The organism is Shewanella sp. (genome assembly GCF_051658185.1).
Taxonomy (GTDB): Bacteria; Pseudomonadota; Gammaproteobacteria; order Enterobacterales; family Shewanellaceae; genus Shewanella.
The window spans coordinates 1-19247 of the sequence record NZ_JBOFMC010000241.1 but is presented as its reverse complement, the minus strand read 5'-3'; the positions used below and the strand labels follow the sequence as shown (position 1 = coordinate 19247).

Here is a 19247-nt window from a genome sequence, read left to right as displayed (position 1 = left end):
GCCCCCTTCACCCCCCAAGCCAAACCGATCACAAACAGCAGATCGAGCACAATATTGGCAAGATTGGCAATCATCAGCTGCCACATCGCCGCCTTAGGTTGCTGGCGCCCAAGCAACCAGCCCAGCATCACTAAATTGATGAGAGCAAAGGGGGTCGACCACACCCGCACCTGAAAATACTCGCGGCAATAGCGCTCAACCTCACTGCTCGCCTGCGTTAAATTGAGGGTAAGATCCAATATCGGCGCTTGTAAGGCGATGGCACCCCCCCCCAACAGCACTGCGAGCATCACGCCCTGCACTAACAACTTATGCTGTCCGAGCACATCGTTAGCGCCATAGGCCTGCGCGACCAACCCGGTGGTCGCCATTCGCAAAAAGCCCAGCAACCAAAGGATAAGCGTGATCATCGTCGCGCCAAGAGCCACGCCGCCTAAGTAATAGGCATCACTGAGGTGGCCAATCACCGCCGTATCCACCAGCCCTAACAAGGGGATGGTGATATTTGAGAGGATCATTGGCAGCGCCAGCGCCAACAGTTGGCGATTTTTCGCCTTATTACAAAACACGTTAAACATAAGGTTAAACCAAGTGAGCTATCCTAGATTGATTGCGATTGCGGTGAACTACGGGCGTGAACGATGGATAAAAACCTCAGTGCCCAGCGTGCATAATGGCATACCCCGCCAGTGTAGACGGCATTTTTCAACGCCTATTGCGCGAGTCACATCACGTTTTACCCGCGCCCTTTTCCCGGCGTTTGTGCTATGTTAGCAGTAACTTATGGTCTAACTGACATTCATTTATTCTGGCCGTTATTCCTAGGCTTTTTTTCAACCTTGATTTATTTCGACACCATTGGGGATTTCCTATGAGCAAAGCAAAAATCGGTATTGTGACGGTCAGCGATCGTGCCAGCGCGGGGATTTATGAGGATATCTCCGGCAAGGCGATTATCGATACCCTTAACGACTACCTCACTAGCGAGTGGGAGCCGATTTATCAAGTGATCCCCGATGAGCAGGATATCATCGAAGCCACCCTGATTAAGATGGCCGATGAGCAAGATTGCTGCTTGATTGTCACCACCGGTGGCACCGGCCCTGCCAAACGCGATGTCACCCCAGAGGCCACCGAGGCCGTGTGTGATCGCATGATGCCAGGCTTTGGTGAGCTAATGCGCGCCGAGTCATTAAAGTTTGTCCCAACGGCCATTTTATCGCGCCAAACCGCAGGCTTACGGGGCGACTCTTTGATCGTCAACCTGCCCGGCAAACCTAAATCTATTCGCGAATGTTTAGATGCGGTATTCCCCGCCATTCCTTATTGCATTGATCTCATGGAAGGCCCCTATTTAGAGTGCAACGAAGCGGTGATCAAACCCTTTAGGCCCAAAGCCAAATAGCCTTAAGTTACCCAGAACCTTAAGTTGCCAGCCGTGACGGCAGCGCAGCGTAAGTCACTCAACAAAAAAACCACTGTATAAACAGTGGTTTTTTATTGCTCACCTCAATCGCCCAGCCAATCGTAAACGCCCTGCCCTTAACGGAGCGGTTCACGATAGCTTTTCAGCACGCTATTCCATTACATCACGCTATTTCATTACATATAGTGAGTGGCGCACAACTTATTGCCAGCAGGATCGCGTAAATAAGCTAAATACAGCTTTTTATCACCGCTCACTCTAATGCCCGGCGGATCTTCACAGGCCACGCCACCGTTAGCTAATCCAGCGACATGCCAAGCATCGACCAACGCCGGGCTACTCACTTTAAGGCCAATCGTCATACCATTGCCATGGGTAGCGGCTTCGCCGTTGATGGGTTTAGTGATCGCTAACACTCCGCCATTATTGACATAAATACAGCGGCCTTTGGCATCCATCACGCCCGCGGGATACCCTAATACTGATAGGATGGCATCATAAAAAACTTTTGATTTTTCAACATCATTTGCTCCAATCATAATATGGCTAAACATACTCATTCCTTTTGTTAAACAACGTCGGACGTTACTCTGCGACATCCCGCAACCAATGTCTAGCTTGATGAACATGCAGAAATGGCTAAACCAAACTACAAGCCAAAAACCACCTTCTCGCTTTTAAGGGATTTCTCCATTCCGAAGGCGAGGATGAGGGCAATGGCGAGCGTACCTAAGGTAGAGACCAATAACTGCAACAGCGGCAAATCCTTACCTTTGACAAAGTCCATCAGCGCCTGCTGCTGACCTGAGACCGGCAGCCACTGCAGCACCTCTGGTGCAATGTTATAGCTGGCCGCCATCGACAGCGCCAAAGGCACAAACAGCACCATGGTCAGGTAGGACTGTGCCTCCTTAAAGGTTTTGGCCATAAAAGACACAAACAATTGCAAACAAGCGGCCATCAGGGCGACGGGGATACCGACCAGCAGCATCAGCGCCATAAACTTGCTGGTAATGTTGACGCTAAAGCCAAGTTCCTGCCAAGGTACGAAGGCATAGGCGACCTTAGATACCAATAAAATCAACACTAAACCGAGCATGGCAAACAGACCGACGGCGATGATTTTAGAGAGCACTAATTGGCGCGTCGTCAGCGGGTGGCTGAGTAACAATGCCAAAGAGTTACGCTCACGCTCACCGGCGCTGGTGTCGATGGCCAAATTCATCCCCGAGATAAACACTGAGTAAATCATAGTGAAAATCGCCAGCCCCAAAATCATTCCGCCTTTAGAGTCGGTGGTGGCCTGATCGTGGATATTCACTTTGAGTGGCTGCACCACGCGAGGATCGATACCACGGGCAATCAAGCGTAGGCTGCCCATTTCGGCGCTATAGGCCTGCAACTGTTTCTCTAAGCGCCGAATCGAGTTTTGCAGTTTTTCCTCGGAATTATCAGCAACGATAGTGATCTCGGCGCCTTTGCCTTGGTTCATCTCCTTGGCATAGTCGGGACTGATGATAAGCTCAATGGCTTTGAGATCCTTCGTGCCAGTTTCACCTTGCGTTATGCCCTTGTTGGATAAAAACCGCACTAAGTCCGGTGCTTTGTCGGGGTTAGTGATGCGGATTTTAAGATCGTCCGGACTGGTGAGCTGGCCGATTAACACCATAAACAGGCCACACATGATCAGCGGCGTACCGATGGCGTAGTAGAGTCCCGCCATCACCGAGCGTTTATCGCGGGCGGCGTCGAGCAACTCCTTGCGAACCATTGCGATGATTTTATTCATGATTATTCCTTATCCCGAGTGTGACCGTTCGCTCTTAAACCTAAGCAGGCGTTATCGCAATGTGTGTGAGCGTTAATGCTGTGATTGTTAAGCATCATCATGCGGCAATGCCCTCATCGGTACCGATAAGCTCAATAAAGGCATCTTCAAGCGAGGCTTTACCCGTTTGTGTGCAAAGCTGCTCAGGGCTGCCGATGGCGACCACTCGGCCCTTGGCCATGACGATCACTTGATCGCACAAGGCCGCGACTTCCTGCATCACATGGCTGGAAAACAGCACGCAATGCCCTTGATTTTTAAGGTCGATAAGAATATCGCGCAGCAAACGGGTGCTCATCACATCCAGCCCACGGGTCGGTTCGTCGAGGATAATATTGCTCGGGTTGTGGACAATGGCTTGAGCGAGGGCGGTTTTCATTCGTTGCCCTTGGGAGAAGCCTTTGCAGCGGCGCTCGCTGATATCTTCGAGGCGCAGTTTGGCGATAACCTGACTGGTGGCCGCCTTGGCATCGCTTGCGGATAAACCACTGAGTTCGGCAAAGTAACGGATATATTCCCGTGGCGTGAGGCGTTCATACAAGCCAAAAGGATCAGGGAATAAGCCTAGCTGCTGCTTGGCACCAATCGGGTCGAGGGCGACATCGATACCTTCAATTTCAGCGGTACCGGTATCGGGTTTTAACAAGCCAAAAATGGTGCGTAAACAGGTGGTTTTACCCGCGCCATTGGGGCCGAGTAGGCCGGTAATTTGGCCATTTTCGGCCACAAAACTCAAATCGTTTAAGGCCTGCACTTCGCCGATGCGCTTAGAAAGATGAGATACTTTGATCATAATGACTCCTTGGCTCCAGTGCTGGGCTTATCCTTAGCTTTGGCTGATGGGGCTGATGGGGTGGCGGCTTCGGTTGTGAGCGGCTCAACCGAGCTGGCATTTAAATAAAAGCTACGACGCACATCCTTCTTCAAACATTCACCATCGAGATCCTTAACCGAGCCAGTACGCACCAACTCGGCCACTAAGTGATTGGCGCAGGACTGATAGGCCACCCCATGGGTCGCGTAGGGCGCGATAAAGTGTTTGGCGTTGCTGAGTTTTTCCATGGCAAGCTCCCCCCAACTCGGTGGGGTGGCGGGGTCGATTTCACCCGAGAGCAACAGTGTTGGGATATCGCTTTTAATCGGTTCACTAAAGCTGGCATCGACGGGCGGCACCTTCCACACCGAGCAAGAGGCCTCGAGACTGTCGAGCATGGTTTTGCCGACATAGGAGGTTTTAGCTTGTTCACGCATCGCCGGGGTGATGCGATGGATGTCTTCGCCACACACTACGGAGGCGTGCATGCCCATCGCCATGCCCGCACCATCGGTCGTTAAGGCATACAATCCGAGTAGCGGTTGATAATTCCCTTTGGCGGCTTGATGGATCCCATGGGGGATTAAGGCGCGCACGTTGGTTTGATACAGCGCCATTCTGATCGCACCGTAAAACTTCGCGCGGGTCATGGTGAGCAACGTTTTTTCACCTGTGACGGGGTCGTGTACTTGCTCCGTGATTGGCCCTTCAGTCAATTTCGCAACCACTTGGTCAAATTCGGCCTTAAGCTCAGGAAACTGGGCATGACAGGCTGCAGTTTGCTGGCAGTCTTTAAATAGCAAATCAAAGCCACGCTCAATCGCCGCGCCAATTTCTAATACGCCCTGCTGCATCGGCACTATGCCGTCTAAGGTGACCGTGGCTAAATGTTCGGGATACAAGCGCATATAAAGCTGCGCCATGCGTGTACCGTAGGAAATGCCGTATAAATGCAGCTTTTTGTAGCCTAAATGGGCGCGCACGGCTTCGAAGTCTTTCACCGCATTGAGACTGCCGTATTGGGTGACATCGCTACCCGCCAATTGATCTCGGCATTTTTGCGCCTCGGCTAAGCTATCGATGTTGTCGTCGTTGATGGCAAGTAAGGATTGTTCGCCTACATCGCAATTAAGTAGGTTTGAGCGACCAGTACCGCGTTGATCGATAAGCAAAATATCTCGCTGCTGCCGCACCTTGTTTAGCATGGCATTAAAGCTTGCCGCATTATCAATGGCCGATTGCCCCGGGCCGCCAGCGATGGCTAATAGCGCTTCTTCATGGTTATCATTTTTCACCGCCGGCAGGACAACATAATGCACAGAGATCTGCTTGCCATCGGGCTGATTGGGATTTTCGGGCACGGTCACAAAGCCGCACTGCAAGCGGTCGGAGACGCCTTCCACATAACAGGTACTTGCCGGCGCCGACGGGGATAACAGCGTAGAGGACGGAGCATTCGAGGGTTGGCTGCTCGCAGACAGGTGCGCCCCGATACTGAGCGACTGCGCCGAGAGCATACCGCTCACACAGGCGCCCACGGCGCAGATAAGCCCGATCGCGCCCCGACGCCAATCCAAGCCGCCCTCGCCCTTCATGCCACCCAAGCGCACGGGCAACCCCTGCCGCAGGGCGTGATTCAACTTCCTCTGTGCCATAGAACCTTTCCTTTTTGTGTTGAAAACCATAATAACTTAGCCGCAGAGCCACTGCATTCGCCGCCCAACACCCCCAAAATGGCGCCGAAGGGCGCCGTAACAACCACAGAGAGCCAAGCAATGCTGGCGCGTTAACATACGCAACTGAATGAAATAAACAGAAATATCAAGATACGCTAAAGTATCAAAATGAGTTGAAGTATCAAGCTAAACTCAAGCATCGGGGCATATTAGCCCCCCTCACCTTGCGCCACGGGCTCCACTTACGCCACGCCATGATTGCTTTAGCCAATTCGCCAAGCGGCAGAGCTTCAGCCAACGTCGCCCGCATCCCCAGCGTCGGCCGCGCTGGCTTACTCACCTGCGTCACGCAAGCCCAACAGGACGCTCAGCGACAACATCAGGCATTCGAGCATCCACGCCTTACGGCAGCAGGTGCCTTACTGCAAAATGTTAATGGACAACGTGACGGGAGCGACATTTGTACAAGCTTAGAGCAAAAACTCTTAGTTTTTATGTCGCCTTCGGGTAGAATGCGGCCAAAGCGGTACACTTGTAAGCTAAAAGGTGAGTCCCCTATGTCTCTCGAACAATATCATCTAATTCAACTTTTACAGCAGCAGAGCCAGTCGTTAAAGGACGCTATTGCGCTGGAAGGTTTTGAAATGGCGGCTCCTTGGCATCAAGTGAGCTGGCAAGCATTCGATCACATCAGCAATAAAATTGCACAGGTGTTGATCCAATTGGGCGTACAAGTGCAAGACCGCTGCGTCATCCTCGCACAAAACTGCCCGCAGTGGACCTGTGCCGATGTGGGCGCACTCAAGAGCCGTGCGATTGTGGTGCCGATTTACCCCACCAGCACCCTTGAGCAAGCCAGTTTTATCGTTAACGATGCCGCCGCTAAGGTGATATTTGTTGATGATGCCAAACAATATGCCATGGCCTGCGAGCTGCAAAAACATTGCCCAAGCCTAGAGCATGTGATTGTTTTTGATAGCAGCGTCGTCATCGCCGCTGATAAAGCGCAGCAGCACTTTTCGCTTGATGCCCTATTAGCCGACGAGGCAACCCTAGGCGCAGACCAAGCGGGCGAATTGGCCACGCGCCTACAACAAACTCATCTTGATGATCTGCTTACCTTAATTTATACCTCGGGCACCACGGGTGATCCCAAAGGGGTGATGCTGGATTATCGCAACATGGCCGCCACCATACGCCAACACGACCAAAAGCTGGCCTTTGGCTGCGGCGATGTCTCCTTGGCTTTCCTGCCGCTGAGCCATGTGTTTGAGCGCAGCTGGAGTTTTTACGTACTGTGCCGCGGTGGCCATAACGTTTATCTGCAAAATACCCACAGAGTCAAAGAGGCGATCAGTGCCGTGCGCCCACACACCCTGTGCGTAGTGCCACGTTTTCTGGAAAAAGTGTATAGCGCAGTCCAAGATAAAGTCGCCAAATCCGCCGAGGGGCGTAAAAAGCTGTTTGCGTGGGCGATGCGTGTGGGCGAGCGCCAGTTCGAAGTCAACCAAGGCCGCGCAACAGGCAGCCTCGGTTTATCGCTGCAGTGGCAATTGGCCAATAAACTGGTCTACAGCAAGCTGCAAGCCGTGCTCGGTGGCCGCTTAAAATTTATGCCCTGTGGTGGCGCGGCTCTCGATATCAATGTCGGGGCTTTCTTCCATGCCATTGGTGTGCCAGTACTTTGTGGTTACGGCATGACCGAAACCAATGCAACGGTCACCTGCAACACCTTAGACAATCGCGTGCCAGGCTCAAACGGCAAACCGCTGCCCGAAACCGAGATCAAACTCGGTAAAGATGATGAGATTCTAGTGCGCAGCGCCAGCGTGATGCGCGGCTATTACAATCGCCCAGAAGAGACCGCGGCCGCCTTTGAAGATGGCTGGTTAAAAACCGGCGATGCTGGCCGTATCGATGCCAACGGCAACCTGTTTATCACCGATCGCATCAAAGAATTAATGAAGACCTCAAACGGCAAATACATTGCACCACAAAGAGTTGAAGGCGCGGTAGGTTGCTGCCCGTTCATCGAACAGGTGGCGATTATTGCCGATGCGCGTAACTATGTTACCGCGTTAATCGTGCCGGCATTTGAGTCCCTCGAAGCGTGGGCGAAGGAAAAGGGCCTGAAATACGAGTCCTCACTGGAGCTATTACGCCATAGCCATGTGGTTGAGCATTTTGAGCAGCGCCTCAAACAGCTACAACATGAACTGGCAGGCTTTGAGCAAATTAAAAAGTTCACTCTGCTGCCGGAGGCCTTTTCAATGGAGGCGGGCTTGATTACGCCGACCCTTAAGCTGCGCCGTAAGATGATCTACCATAAATACGCCCACGAAATTAATGCTATGTACAACAGTTAACAATTAACGACTTGTCCCAAAAGGCCGCTCTGCGGCCTTTTGCATCATCAGCCTCCCCCGCTCGAGAGGCATGCCATGGAGCCACATGGCGTAAGCTCTGCCCTGCACATTCAGTCTCGCAAGCGTAATCGATAAGTTTACTCACCTAAAAGCCGCCCTCCCTCAGGCATTCTCCCGAAGGCGCTTTACCTCAGTGGCAGCCCCTAAACGGTTACGCCTCAATGGTTACGATTGAGAGCCTTAAGCGAAAGCATCAATATTGGCGACGCTTTCGAGTCATTTCCCTGATAACCTATGGCGCATCTTCACTGCGGTTTATTGATAATAAAAGGAAATGCCCCATGTCTGTCACCGAATTAAGCCTCGACATCCACCCGCGATTTACCGAAACCGACGGCCTAGGCCACATCAACAACACCGTGATCCCTGTATGGTGCGAGGCGGCGCGTACGCCAATCTTCGAGATTTTTAATCCCGAGTTGGATTTACATCAGTGGAACTTAATTGTGGCAGGCTTTACCGTGGCCTTTATCGCACCGACGTACTACGGCAAAAGCGTGACGGTAAAAACCTATGTTAGCCGTATCGGCAATAGCAGTTTTGAGCTGACCCAAACCTGTTGGCAAGCCGGCAATAAAACTGCCGAAGTGAAAACCACCTTAGTGCACTACGACTACGGCAGCGAAAAAAGCCGGCCAATCCCGACGGGGATCCGTACCGTTCTCGCTAGCTTAAGCGGCCCAAACACACAAGCCAATGAAGCTTAAGTTCGTCAGTTTTAGTTCGTCAGTTTTAGTTTGGAAGCTTAAGTTCAGAAGTTTAAGTGAGCAAGTTTATGTTCCGTAGCTGACATCGCCATAACGGTCACCGGCAGTAAAGCCCTAAGACACGCTTCTGCCGGGGGAGGCGCTCTGCAACAGCGCAAGCAAGCCTGCGGTATGGGGGATTCTGGCTAGTTTTTCAAAAACTTTTGCACATACCAGCAACTGGCTTGTATCTCGAAATGCTGGGCTTTAGCCCACTTCAAACCATGGCGCACTAAACGCTCGGCCAGACCTTTGCCGCGCAGCTCGTCGGGGACATAAGTGCGGCAAAAATTGATATGTTTGCCATCGAGTCGATATTCTAGCACCGCCTCATGCCCATCAACGGGGATCACAAAGCGTTGTTTATCCTGTTGATGTTCAATGGTGATTGCAATTTGTGCTTTTTCTGACATACAAACTCCCTCTGAATACGGCCTAAAATGTGCTGGCAGTTTAGCCATCGACTCGGTTAGCTTAAGCTTGTTCGTGTTGTTTAAGAAGGGCGAGTAATTCTGTGGGAAGCTCGGCTTTTTGACCCGTTTGAAAATTAAACATCACCGCCACCGATGTGCCTAAGGTCGTTACCGCCTGCTGCTTTTTACTAAACACCTGATAATGCATGGTAAATCTATCGCGTTGAATATCGCTGATGCTTACACTGACTAACAGGGTATCGGGAAAGGTCACCGGGCGTTTATAGCGCGCCTGATTCTCGCTGATCACCGGGCCGACACCGGATTGATACAGGGTCTCGAGCGGAAAGAGGCGATTAAAAAAGTCGATACGCGCGGTTTCGAAATAGCGGAAATACACCACATTATTAACATGCTGCAAGGCATCCATTTCGCCCCACGCCACGGGGATTTCGGTCACGATAGGGTGCTGCGCGAGGAACTGTTCGCTCGCATTTTTCGATACAATGTCCATTGCGATGTCCATGGCAATCATCCTAAATTGAAACGCTCGTTTAATCACGCCAGACTAGCAGTATCATAACCCCGCGACAAGTGAAGATATCCTATTGACGCTGGACAACATATAACAAAAAGCGACCTTAAGGTCGCTTTCTCGATGAATAGGGCTGCGGGTTAAACCGCATATTAGCGCCGACACATCAGTCGATAATCAGCTCATCAAAGCTAGTCACCTTACGGAAATCCCCCGTGCGCTGCGCGCTATCACGCACCATTTGGCAGGTCATCATCCCGGCGGCGTCGGCAGCCTTTAATTCTTCCAGCACATCAGACACAAACAGTACTTGTTTAGGGCTTAAGCTGATGGTGTTAAGAATATTGCAGTAAGCTTGCTTATCCAATTTGTTACCAGTACGGGTATCAAAATGGCCATTAAACATCGCCGTTAAATCGCCGCCATCGCTGTGGCTAAATAACAATTTTTGCGCATCGACCGAGCCCGATGAAAAACTGTAAATCCGCAAATTTTGCTTGCTGTAACGCTTAACCGCCTCAATAAAATCGGGAAAAATGTGCCCCTTAAACTCACCCTGGGCGTAGCCTTGCTTCCAAATCAAGCCTTGCAGGGTTTTCAGCGGGGTCGCCTTACGGTCTTCACTGACCCAATGCTGCAAAATTTGAGTCACGCGAGCTAAATCCGCCTCGGGCTCGAGGGCGATATCCTTAGTGTCACAGATACAGTTTTCAACCAAGACATTATGTTGATTCTGCGCCAAAAAATCAGGTAAGGCTTTGACTGAATAAGGAAAGAGTACATCTTGGATAAAGTTGAGGTCTGTCGTGGTGCCTGCCGTGTCTACAACTATGGCTCTGATACCCATAATGTTTTGATACTCCACAATATGTTGGCTAAAAAATGCAGTTCCGATCCTAAGCGTTATTGACGTCATTGGCTAGCGGATTTCACCCAAAGCCTATCACACCAATCAAAAGCCGCCGCCCGCAATGAGCTAAGCAAGCGAGGCCTGTTTGTCGAGTGACAATAAAGGGGTAAACAAGTCCCCCCAAGGATACCAACTTTATGCCCCAAACACTGCTACACCGCTTGTCCGGCAGCGACCCCAGAGGCCCAAGCCCACTGGAAATTAAACCCGCCCAACCAACCACTGACATCCATTACTTCGCCAATAAAATACAGGCCGGCAACTTTGCTGGCCTCCATGGTTTTAGAGGACAACTCGTGGGTGTCGACACCGCCTAGCGTCACTTCGGCGGTACGATAGCCTTCGGTGCCATTCATTAATACTGTCCAGCAGTGCAAATCATCAACCAGCTTGGCGCGCTCTGCATGCACTAATTGATTTAACGCTTTGTTTAATAAAGCCTCATCGAATAATACTTCCACCAGCCGCTTAGGTAACCACTGACTTAAGGTATTGCGCAAACTTTGCTTGGGGTGCGCGGCGAGTTGTTGCTCGAGCGCCTGCGCCAGATCCATATTGGGTAATAAATTGATTTCTATAGTCTCGCCCGCTTGCCAATAGTTGGAAATTTGCAAAATCGCGGGGCCAGATAGACCGCGGTGAGTGAACAGCAGCGCCTCGCTAAAGTGGGTACCATTTTTGGCGGTAATGCGGCTCGGCACCGCTATGCCAGACAAGGGCTCGAAGCGAATCTTATCGTCGCTATGCCAGGTAAAAGGCACAAGCCCCGCGTGGGTAGGCAATACATTAAGGCCAAACTGCTCGGCCAATTGATAACCGTAAGGCGTGGCGCCGAGCTTGGGCATAGATAAGCCGCCGGTGGCAACAACCAGGGCATCACAACTTAGCTCACCGTTCGAGGTGTTCAACTCAAAGCGGCCAGCTTCGCTTTTACGAACGGATAAAATATCGGTGCGCAGTTGGATGCTCACGCCCGCCCAGTCGCACTCCGTCAGCAGCATAGTGACAATGTCTTTGGCGGAATCATTACAAAACAATTGGCCATGGTCGCGCTCGTGATATTCAATCCCGTGGCGTTCAACCAGTTCGATAAATTGCTGTGAGGGATAACGCGCCAGCGCTGATTTAACAAAATGCGGATTGCCACAGATAAAGTTAGCGGGTTCGACTTTAAGGTTGGTGAAGTTACAACGGCCACCGCCGCTGATGAGAATTTTACGGCCAGCTTGCTTGGCATTATCGAGTACCAGCACATCACGACCTCGGTAACCCGCTGTTGCAGCACACATTAACCCTGCGGCGCCAGCTCCGATAATAATCACATCATGATGTTTCACACTCATACTCCCGTTGATAAATTGATTCAAAATGGCAAGCCATCCCCCTTCAGCATCAGGCCTTGATAGATAAAGGCGGTGCCGGTCTACTATCGGGAGCATCAACGCCCTTGGCGATCGGGCATAAAAAAGGGCGCTATTTTAGCACCCTTTCACCTATTAGGCATTACAGCTTAATATCCGCCCCGACCCGTTACTGAGTAGGCGTTTCTGATTTCTTCTCTCTGCCCAGCAGTTCTTTAGCGCCATCGAGCGGCGACTTTCCTTGATACAACACTTGGTAAATTTGCTCAGTGATCGGCATTTCTACCCCAAGACGCTTAGCAAGGGTAAACACCTCTTTGGTATTGCGATAACCTTCAACCACTTGGCCAATTTCAGCCTGAGCGGTGTCGACATCACAACCTTGACCGAGGGCCAAACCAAAACGGCGATTTCGAGATTGGTTGTCGGTGCAAGTTAGCACCAAATCACCGAGGCCCGCCATGCCCATAAAGGTGGCCGCATTGGCACCCAAGGCTTCACCTAGGCGTGTCAGCTCGACTAAACCACGGGTGATTAATGCCGTACGGGCATTGGCACCAAAGCCAATTCCGTCAGACATCCCTGCACCAATGGCGATAACATTCTTTACCGCGCCGCCTAATTGCAGACCGATAAAGTCGTCGTTAGCGTACACCCGCAGGCGTTTAGGGCTGTGGAGCAATTCCACCAGTTCCTCAGTAAACTGGGGACAGGTTCCCGCGACCGATATTGCCGTCGGTAATCCCATGGCCAATTCTTTGGCAAAGGTTGGCCCAGACAACACCGCTAACGGATACTTATCACCAAGCACATCACGGGCGACATCCTGTAACAGGCGGCCAGTTTCTGGCTCAAGTCCTTTAGTCGCCCATACAATGCGAGCATCGGGACGCAATAAAGGCTTGGCTTGTTCAAGCACAGCACCAAACACATGGCTCGGCACAACCACCAACACATTGTTACTGGCGGCTAAGGCTTTAGCCAAATCGGCCTCGACCTCTAAGCAGGCCGGGAACGCAATATCAGGCAAAAAGGCTTGGTTGCACTTGTCCTGTGCCAGCGTTTGCATGTGTACGGGGTCGTGTCCCCATAACAGCGTTTTGTGACCGTTGCTGGCTAAAGAGATGGCAAGGGCGGTGCCATATGAGCCCGCCCCTAACACCGTGATATCGGCAGAGTTTTTCATGTAATTATGCGTTTGCTTCTTCAGCAGCTGGTGCAGCGGCTGCAGCTTGGCGTTGTTGCACGTATTGGGCAAACAGAGCGTCAAAGTTGACTGGTGCTAAGTTCAATTGTGGGAAAGTACCACGAGAAACTAAGCTGCTTACCGCTTCACGAGCATAAGGGAATAGAATGTTAGGGCAATATGCACCTAATGAATGTGCCAGTTGTGGCTCAGTTAAGCCTGCGATAGAGAAGATACCTGCTTGCTGTACTTCACACAGGAATGCCGTTTCGCCGCCGTTTTGAGCAGTCACTGTCAACGACAGAACCACTTCGTAAACGTCATCGGCCAATTTCGCGCTGCGCGTGTCTAGATCTAACTTAACCTCTGGATTCCATTCTTTTTGGAATACTGCTGGGCTGTTAGGCGTTTCAAAAGAAACATCTTTGGTGTACACGCGTTGGATGTTGAATTGTGGGGCTTGTTGTTCGTTGTTTGCTACTTCAGCCATAATTTTCTACCTATCCTATCAATGTTGTTGTGCCAGCCCTTCGTCGAAGGCTAACTTATCTGTCTATTTTATTTGAGCTTTACGACTTAAGGCCTGCTGTAGCTCCCTGCGCCGTTCCCACTTGTCACCCTAAAGCACGGCATGCTAATGAGTCTACACATTGACTGTAAAACCATCGCGACCGCAGGTTCAGTGTACCCAGCAATGATGACGCTTGTGCTGCTTGAGAATATTCAGCTACCGCACACCTCATCACTGCCGTCGACAACTTATCTTTTGCTTTTTGAAACCGGCATATTCGCAGCATGCCATTCACCCATACCGCCTTTTAAGTTATACAGATTCTCGAAACCCTGTTTACTTAAAAGCTGAGCGGCTTGAGATGAGGTCATGCCGGCATTGCATACGAGTATAATGGGACTGCCTTTATACTTTTCAAGGGCAGTAGTTTGATTATTTTTGATTTCCGCAAGCGTAACGTTAACTGCATCAACAATATGACCCTTACGGAACTCATCGCTTGAGCGCACGTCCACCACTTTGGCATCCTGACGATTCACCATCATAGTGAGCTCTTGATGATTAATGGTTTTAATTTTCGAGAGGCTCGACTTGATCACAGTGACCACGAGTACAACAAATAAACCCACCCAAGCCAGACTTAACATAGGGTTAGCTTTAAAAAATTCGATATATTCTTGCATGATTACAGCCCGTATAAATGGCAAAAGTCGATGAGGGCACAGAGTATACCCATTGCCTTAGCAGATTGCAGCAGTTTAGTCGCAGTAAGGCGACCCAGCCCGCGCACCGAGGATCAAATCGGCGCTTCGCTCGCCTTAATCTCTGTAAAGCGCTTTTTTGGACTCAGCTAACGTAGTAATATTTGACCAATTTCAGATTTATCGCGCTTCTTAACCCCTAAAGGAAATACCATGACGACCCCTAAACGCCCCATTGCGTTATTGATCCTCGATGGCTGGGGCTACCGTGAAAATACGCACATGAATGCGATTTTCCATGCCAACACCCCAGTGCTCGACCGCCTCAATGCCCAATATCCCCACGGTTTGATTTCGGGTTCGGGGCTCGATGTTGGTCTGCCCGACGGCCAAATGGGTAACTCTGAAGTAGGCCACATCAATTTAGGCTCTGGCCGCATTGTGTACCAAGAGCTCACGCGCATCAGTAAAGCCATTAGCGATCATGAGTTTGAGCACAATCCCGCCCTATGCCACGCCATTGATGCGGCGATAGCCGCTGGCGGCGCGGTGCACATTATGGGCTTACTTTCTCCCGGCGGCGTTCACAGCCATGAAGAACATATTGAAGCCATGTGCCGCATGGCCGTCGCACGCGGGGCAACTCAGGTTTATCTGCACGCCTTCCTCGATGGGCGCGACACCCCGCCCCGCAGCGCCAAAGGCAGTTTAAGCCATTTTGAACAACTCTTTACATCCTTAGGTCGTGGCCGTATTGCATCCGTTATCGGCCGTTACTTTGCCATGGATCGGGACAATCGCTGGGACCGCGTCTCCCAAGCCTATGAGCTCATCACCCAAGGTCAGGCAAAGTTTCAGTACACGAGCGCCGTGGCTGCATTAGACGCCGCCTATGGCCGCGATGAAAACGATGAATTTGTGTCATCATCCGCCATCACCGATAGCCAAGGCCAGGTTGCCACATTGCAAGATGGCGACGCGCTGATTTTTATGAACTTCCGCGCTGACCGGGCTCGCCAAATCACTCGCAGCTTTATCAATGCCGATTTCGATGGTTTTGCCCGCGCGGTAACACCCAAGGTTCACTTTGTCACCCTGACGGAATATGCGGCAGATATTCACGCGCCAATTGCTTATCCATCTGAAAACCTTGTAAATACCTTAGGCGAAGTGCTCCAAAACCAGGGCCGCACCCAACTACGGATCTCCGAAACCGAAAAATATGCCCATGTAACCTTTTTCTTCAACGGCGGTAAAGAAGAGCCCTTTGCAGGTGAAGATCGCATTCTGATCAACTCACCCAAGGTCGCCACTTACGATTTACAGCCCGAGATGAGCTCAACCGAGCTGACCGATAAACTGGTCGCAGCAATTGAGTCCGCTCAATACGATGTGATCGTCTGCAACTACCCTAATGGCGATATGGTCGGCCACACTGGCAATTTTGCTGCTGCCGTCAAGGCCTGTGAAGCGGTTGACGCCTGTATCGGCCGAGTGGTTGATGCGCTGGCCAAGGTTGGTGGGGAATGCATCATTACCGCAGATCACGGCAACGCCGAACAAATGACCGACGAAACCACAGGCCAAGCCCATACGGCCCACACGAGTGAGCTCGTGCCTTTTATCTTTGTCGGCCGCGATGCGACGATCGAGACGGGTGGCAAACTCAGTGATGTCGCTCCAACTATCTTGCATCTTCTGGGCGAAGCGATACCTGCCGAGATGACGGGCAAGCCATTAATCCACATTAAAGAGTAACCGTTACCTAGTGAGCACTCGACTCTTTGTACAAGCCAGCGTTCTTGCTGGCTTTATGATGTTAACGTTTTCGGCTAACGCTTCTGATTTGCAGAAGCGTCAATCAGAGCTGAAATCCATCCAAGCGCAAATCAATCAACAACAAAACGCGCTTAAAAACACCAGTAAACAACGGGAAAAATTACTGTCGCTGCTTCGCAGTGATGAACAAGCCATTGCCACCGCGGCCAAAAAAGTCAACGGCACCAAAACCAGCTTGGCGCAAATAGATAATACGCTTGCCGAACTCAAACAGCGCCAAGAGGAGTTAGAAACCCTCAAGCTTAGCCAGCAACACACCTTGTCGAAACAACTGGCGAGCGCCTATTTAGCGGGTAACCACGATTACACTAAGATGATGCTCAACCAGCAAAGCCCCGCAACCATGGAGCGTATGCTGGCATACTATCAATACCTCAACAAAGCGCGAATGGCGTCCATCAACGCCTTAAAACAAACGCTGACTGAGCTCGATGACATCAAGGCCACACAAACCAGCAAACAGCAGCAACTCACCAAGCTGATGGCCGAACAACAGGTACAATCCAAGCGCTTAGCCCAAGAGCAACACCAGCGTCAACAGACCCTCAATGAATTGCAGCGCACCCTCAGCACTAAGGGCGCCGAACTAGAACAGCTGCAAATTGAAGAGGCTAGCATCAAGCGTGTCGTCGAACAGGCGCTGCGAGCAATGAAAGACACGCCCTCCATGGAAGGCATCGGCAACCAAAATGGCAAACTCAAATGGCCGACTAAAGGCCGAGTCAGCGCCAGCTTTGGCAGTCCGCGCTCAGGCCAAGTGGTGTGGAAAGGCACGATGTTATCCGCGCCAGAAGGGCAAAATATCCGCGCGGTATCGGGGGGGAAAGTGATCTACGCCGACTGGTTGCGCGGCTTTGGTATGGTGATGGTCATTGACCACGGCAAAGGCTACATGAGTCTTTATGGTCACGCCCAAACCCTGTTAAAAAGCCCGGGGGAGATGATCAAAAAAGGCGAAACTATTGCATTAGTCGGCCGTTCGGGTGGACAGACAGAGCCTGGCCTATACTTCGAAATAAGGTATAAGGGGCAAGCCGTCGATCCAGCGAAATACTGTCGCTAACGTGGCGGCCCCCAGAATCAACGGGGGCCACCATGCAGCAACTCATTCGCAATATCGCCCATCTGGGAATCGGCCTGCTACTTGGCCTTTGCATTAGCCTCTCCAGCCAAGAGCACGCCTCGAGCCAGAGTGATGCCCACCTACGCAGTGACCATAAAAATAACCCGCTCAGTGAGCATACCTGCGACGACATAAGCCATAACATCAATCACAACATCAACCATAACATCAGCGACGAATTTGGCTATCCGCTATTGCAGGATGTGCTTGAAACGGTTGAGACTTACTATGTGAAAACCGTCACGCGTGAGGAGTTGGTCCAAGCCGCTATTCAGGGCATTTTTGAGCATCTAGATCCCTATTCCAGCTTTTTAAAGCATCAAGATCTGCTCGACCTACAAGATACCAATCGGGGGGAATACTTTGGCTATGGTTTTGAGGTGGCCAGCGATAAAGATCACTTAAGCATCATCGCGCCCTTCGCCAACTCACCCGCCCAACGCGCCGGGATCCAAGCGGGCGATAGGATCATCAAACTCAATCACACCGCCATTTCTGAAAAAAATCTCAACGACATACTCACTGAAATCAAACAGCACAGCTTGCGCAAGCAAAGCATTATGCTCACCCTAACCCAGCTTAACAGCGGCACGGAATATCAGGTCACCCTCGCACCCAGCCAAATTAACATTCAATCGGTGACGAGTAAGCTCATTGACAATCATATTGGCTACATTCGCTTAAGCAGCTTCCAAGAAAACACCACCGCCGAGATGATCCGCACTCTCGCCCAGTGGCAAACTCGCTCGCTCACCGGGGTAATTTTAGATCTTCGCAACAACCCCGGCGGACTCTTCGACCAAGCGATAGAGGTTGCCGATTTATTTCTCGCAAAGGGTAAAATTGTCTCAACCAGCGGCCGCTTTTTCGATGCCAACGCCGACTACTTTGCGTCACCACAAACCATGCTCACCAACGTCCCCATGCTGGTGCTGATCAACAAAGGGTCAGCCTCTGCCGCCGAGGTGTTGGCCGCCGCCCTGCAAGAAAATGAGCGCGCCACTCTCTTAGGAGAAACCAGCTTTGGCAAGGGCACGGTGCAAAACCTGATCCCCATCCTCAATGACGGTAACGCCATCAAACTGACCATCGCCCAATACAACACTCCCAAAGGGGATAATATCCATGAGATAGGCATCGAGCCAGACATCAAATTCTCCAACCCAACTCGCCCATCCCCAGACACTAAGGCTATAATCGATGCCACACAAACGACGAGTCAGGCAGCCCAAGATCCTCTGGTTAGCACCGCAATCAGCTGGATACGGCACCACGATAAATAGCAACGCTTAATGTCAGTGACACCACCATCACTTGCAAAAGCTCAGCAGCGCACGCGCGCGGCTGAGCCATAAAGTGACAGGCAAGCGACCCAATAACACAAGGAAAAACATAAAATCCAGTGCGCCTTCTACCAATGTTGACCTTGCTGGCCCTCGCCGCCGCCCCATGTTATGGGGCAAAAATAGCATTGATTATCGATGACCTCGGTTATCGACACACCGATAACACGGCGCTTGAACTCCCCAGCGCCGTCACCCTGTCGGTCCTCCCTCTCGCCCCACACAGCGAACAACTTGCCCAAGCAGGGCTAGCCAGCGGCCACGAAATCATGCTGCACTTGCCCATGCAAGCCCTTAACGGCAAAGCCCTAGGCCCCTTGGGGTTAACAGAGACTATGAATAAAGCGCAGGTCCAAGCAGCCGTTTTCGCCGCGATAGCCAGCATTCCCTGCGCCCGAGGGGTCAACAA

The 19247-nt window shown here is 51.3% G+C and carries 19 protein-coding genes; 7 read left to right on the top strand and 12 right to left on the bottom strand.

The features are described 5' to 3' along the window. A partial coding sequence (locus tag ACRCZA_RS09470; protein ID WP_438674197.1) for an MATE family efflux transporter occupies positions 1 to 578 on the bottom strand: 578 nt, incomplete at its 3' end. A 293-nt stretch (positions 579 to 871) separates the two neighbouring features. Here ACRCZA_RS09470 and mog point away from each other — a divergent pair. Then, entirely contained in the window at positions 872 to 1405 is a 534-nt protein-coding gene (gene mog / locus ACRCZA_RS09465) for a molybdopterin adenylyltransferase (RefSeq protein WP_438674196.1), read from the top strand. 197 nt (positions 1406 to 1602) lie between these two features. Here the strand turns inward: mog and ACRCZA_RS09460 are convergent, their stop codons facing one another. The 4 genes from ACRCZA_RS09460 to ACRCZA_RS09445 form a co-directional block, all read right to left on the bottom strand. Continuing rightward, a complete protein-coding gene (locus tag ACRCZA_RS09460) occupies positions 1603 to 1980 on the bottom strand; it encodes a VOC family protein (RefSeq protein WP_438674195.1) in 378 nt (125 codons plus the stop codon). Positions 1981 to 2075: 95 nt separating this feature from the next. Next, on the bottom strand, positions 2076 to 3215 hold the full coding sequence (locus ACRCZA_RS09455; protein ID WP_438674194.1) for an ABC transporter permease: 1140 nt from the start codon (positions 3213 to 3215) through the stop codon (positions 2076 to 2078). 97 nt (positions 3216 to 3312) lie between these two features. Further along, entirely contained in the window at positions 3313 to 4047 is a 735-nt protein-coding gene (locus tag ACRCZA_RS09450; protein WP_438674193.1) for an ABC transporter ATP-binding protein, read from the bottom strand. Beyond that, on the bottom strand, positions 4044 to 5723 hold the full coding sequence (locus tag ACRCZA_RS09445) for an alpha/beta hydrolase (RefSeq protein WP_438674192.1): 1680 nt from the start codon (positions 5721 to 5723) through the stop codon (positions 4044 to 4046). Before ACRCZA_RS09445 ends, ACRCZA_RS09450 begins: the two co-directional genes overlap by 4 nt. Before the next feature lie 578 nt (positions 5724 to 6301). On the opposite strand from ACRCZA_RS09445, the gene ACRCZA_RS09440 reads away from it, so the two are divergent. Both ACRCZA_RS09440 and ACRCZA_RS09435 read left to right on the top strand, forming a co-directional pair. After that, positions 6302 to 8110, top strand: a complete 1809-nt coding sequence (locus tag ACRCZA_RS09440) for an AMP-dependent synthetase/ligase (protein WP_438674198.1) — start codon at positions 6302 to 6304, stop codon at positions 8108 to 8110. A 341-nt stretch (positions 8111 to 8451) separates the two neighbouring features. Beyond that, a complete protein-coding gene (locus ACRCZA_RS09435) occupies positions 8452 to 8877 on the top strand; it encodes an acyl-CoA thioesterase (protein ID WP_438674191.1) in 426 nt (141 codons plus the stop codon). Positions 8878 to 9062: 185 nt separating this feature from the next. Here ACRCZA_RS09435 and ACRCZA_RS09430 read toward each other — a convergent pair whose 3' ends face one another. From ACRCZA_RS09430 to ACRCZA_RS09400, 7 genes are all read right to left on the bottom strand, one after another. Further along, on the bottom strand, positions 9063 to 9329 hold the full coding sequence (locus ACRCZA_RS09430) for a GNAT family N-acetyltransferase (protein ID WP_438674190.1): 267 nt from the start codon (positions 9327 to 9329) through the stop codon (positions 9063 to 9065). Positions 9330 to 9390: 61 nt separating this feature from the next. Then, on the bottom strand, positions 9391 to 9855 hold the full coding sequence (locus ACRCZA_RS09425; protein ID WP_438674189.1) for an acyl-CoA thioesterase: 465 nt from the start codon (positions 9853 to 9855) through the stop codon (positions 9391 to 9393). Positions 9856 to 10030: 175 nt separating this feature from the next. Further along, entirely contained in the window at positions 10031 to 10711 is a 681-nt protein-coding gene (gene mtnC / locus ACRCZA_RS09420; protein ID WP_438674188.1) for an acireductone synthase, read from the bottom strand. Positions 10712 to 10926: 215 nt separating this feature from the next. After that, entirely contained in the window at positions 10927 to 12111 is a 1185-nt protein-coding gene (locus tag ACRCZA_RS09415; protein ID WP_438674187.1) for an NAD(P)/FAD-dependent oxidoreductase, read from the bottom strand. Positions 12112 to 12304: 193 nt separating this feature from the next. After that, positions 12305 to 13321, bottom strand: coding sequence for an NAD(P)H-dependent glycerol-3-phosphate dehydrogenase (gpsA, locus tag ACRCZA_RS09410; protein WP_438674186.1), 1017 nt, complete (start codon positions 13319 to 13321; stop codon positions 12305 to 12307). Between the two features lie 4 nt (positions 13322 to 13325). Beyond that, positions 13326 to 13811, bottom strand: a complete 486-nt coding sequence (gene secB, locus ACRCZA_RS09405) for a protein-export chaperone SecB (RefSeq protein WP_438674185.1) — start codon at positions 13809 to 13811, stop codon at positions 13326 to 13328. Between the two features lie 269 nt (positions 13812 to 14080). Continuing rightward, complete coding sequence (locus tag ACRCZA_RS09400) at positions 14081 to 14515, bottom strand: rhodanese-like domain-containing protein (protein ID WP_438674184.1); 435 nt, start codon at positions 14513 to 14515, stop codon at positions 14081 to 14083. A 231-nt stretch (positions 14516 to 14746) separates the two neighbouring features. On the opposite strand from ACRCZA_RS09400, the gene gpmM reads away from it, so the two are divergent. From gpmM to ACRCZA_RS09380, 4 genes are all read left to right on the top strand, one after another. Then, the gene (gpmM, locus tag ACRCZA_RS09395) at positions 14747 to 16291 is read left to right on the top strand and encodes a 2,3-bisphosphoglycerate-independent phosphoglycerate mutase (protein ID WP_438674183.1); all 1545 of its coding nucleotides are present in this window, start codon (positions 14747 to 14749) and stop codon (positions 16289 to 16291) included. 10 nt (positions 16292 to 16301) lie between these two features. Further along, positions 16302 to 17435 carry a murein hydrolase activator EnvC family protein gene (locus tag ACRCZA_RS09390; RefSeq protein WP_438674182.1) on the top strand — a complete coding sequence of 378 codons (1134 nt, stop codon included), beginning with the start codon at positions 16302 to 16304 and terminating at the stop codon, positions 17433 to 17435. 32 nt (positions 17436 to 17467) lie between these two features. Continuing rightward, on the top strand, positions 17468 to 18778 hold the full coding sequence (locus tag ACRCZA_RS09385) for a S41 family peptidase (RefSeq protein WP_438674181.1): 1311 nt from the start codon (positions 17468 to 17470) through the stop codon (positions 18776 to 18778). Positions 18779 to 18897: 119 nt separating this feature from the next. Then, the coding region (locus tag ACRCZA_RS09380) for a divergent polysaccharide deacetylase family protein (protein WP_438674180.1) at positions 18898 to 19247 on the top strand (350 nt) is incomplete at its 3' end.

Excerpts from the sequence above, each read along its gene's own strand:
- mog (WP_438674196.1), top strand. The coding sequence starts at position 872 with ATGAGCAAAGCAAAAATCGGTATTGTGACGGTCAGCGATCGTGCCAGC.
- ACRCZA_RS09460 (WP_438674195.1), bottom strand. The coding sequence starts at position 1,980 with ATGTTTAGCCATATTATGATTGGAGCAAATGATGTTGAAAAATCAAAA.
- ACRCZA_RS09455 (WP_438674194.1), bottom strand. The coding sequence starts at position 3,215 with ATGAATAAAATCATCGCAATGGTTCGCAAGGAGTTGCTCGACGCCGCC.
- ACRCZA_RS09450 (WP_438674193.1), bottom strand. The coding sequence starts at position 4,047 with ATGATCAAAGTATCTCATCTTTCTAAGCGCATCGGCGAAGTGCAGGCC.
- ACRCZA_RS09445 (WP_438674192.1), bottom strand. The coding sequence starts at position 5,723 with ATGGCACAGAGGAAGTTGAATCACGCCCTGCGGCAGGGGTTGCCCGTG.
- ACRCZA_RS09440 (WP_438674198.1), top strand. The coding sequence starts at position 6,302 with ATGTCTCTCGAACAATATCATCTAATTCAACTTTTACAGCAGCAGAGC.
- ACRCZA_RS09435 (WP_438674191.1), top strand. The coding sequence starts at position 8,452 with ATGTCTGTCACCGAATTAAGCCTCGACATCCACCCGCGATTTACCGAA.
- ACRCZA_RS09430 (WP_438674190.1), bottom strand. The coding sequence starts at position 9,329 with ATGTCAGAAAAAGCACAAATTGCAATCACCATTGAACATCAACAGGAT.
- ACRCZA_RS09425 (WP_438674189.1), bottom strand. The coding sequence starts at position 9,855 with ATGGACATCGCAATGGACATTGTATCGAAAAATGCGAGCGAACAGTTC.
- mtnC (WP_438674188.1), bottom strand. The coding sequence starts at position 10,711 with ATGGGTATCAGAGCCATAGTTGTAGACACGGCAGGCACCACGACAGAC.
- gpsA (WP_438674186.1), bottom strand. The coding sequence starts at position 13,321 with ATGAAAAACTCTGCCGATATCACGGTGTTAGGGGCGGGCTCATATGGC.
- secB (WP_438674185.1), bottom strand. The coding sequence starts at position 13,811 with ATGGCTGAAGTAGCAAACAACGAACAACAAGCCCCACAATTCAACATC.
- ACRCZA_RS09400 (WP_438674184.1), bottom strand. The coding sequence starts at position 14,515 with ATGCAAGAATATATCGAATTTTTTAAAGCTAACCCTATGTTAAGTCTG.
- gpmM (WP_438674183.1), top strand. The coding sequence starts at position 14,747 with ATGACGACCCCTAAACGCCCCATTGCGTTATTGATCCTCGATGGCTGG.
- ACRCZA_RS09385 (WP_438674181.1), top strand. The coding sequence starts at position 17,468 with ATGCAGCAACTCATTCGCAATATCGCCCATCTGGGAATCGGCCTGCTA.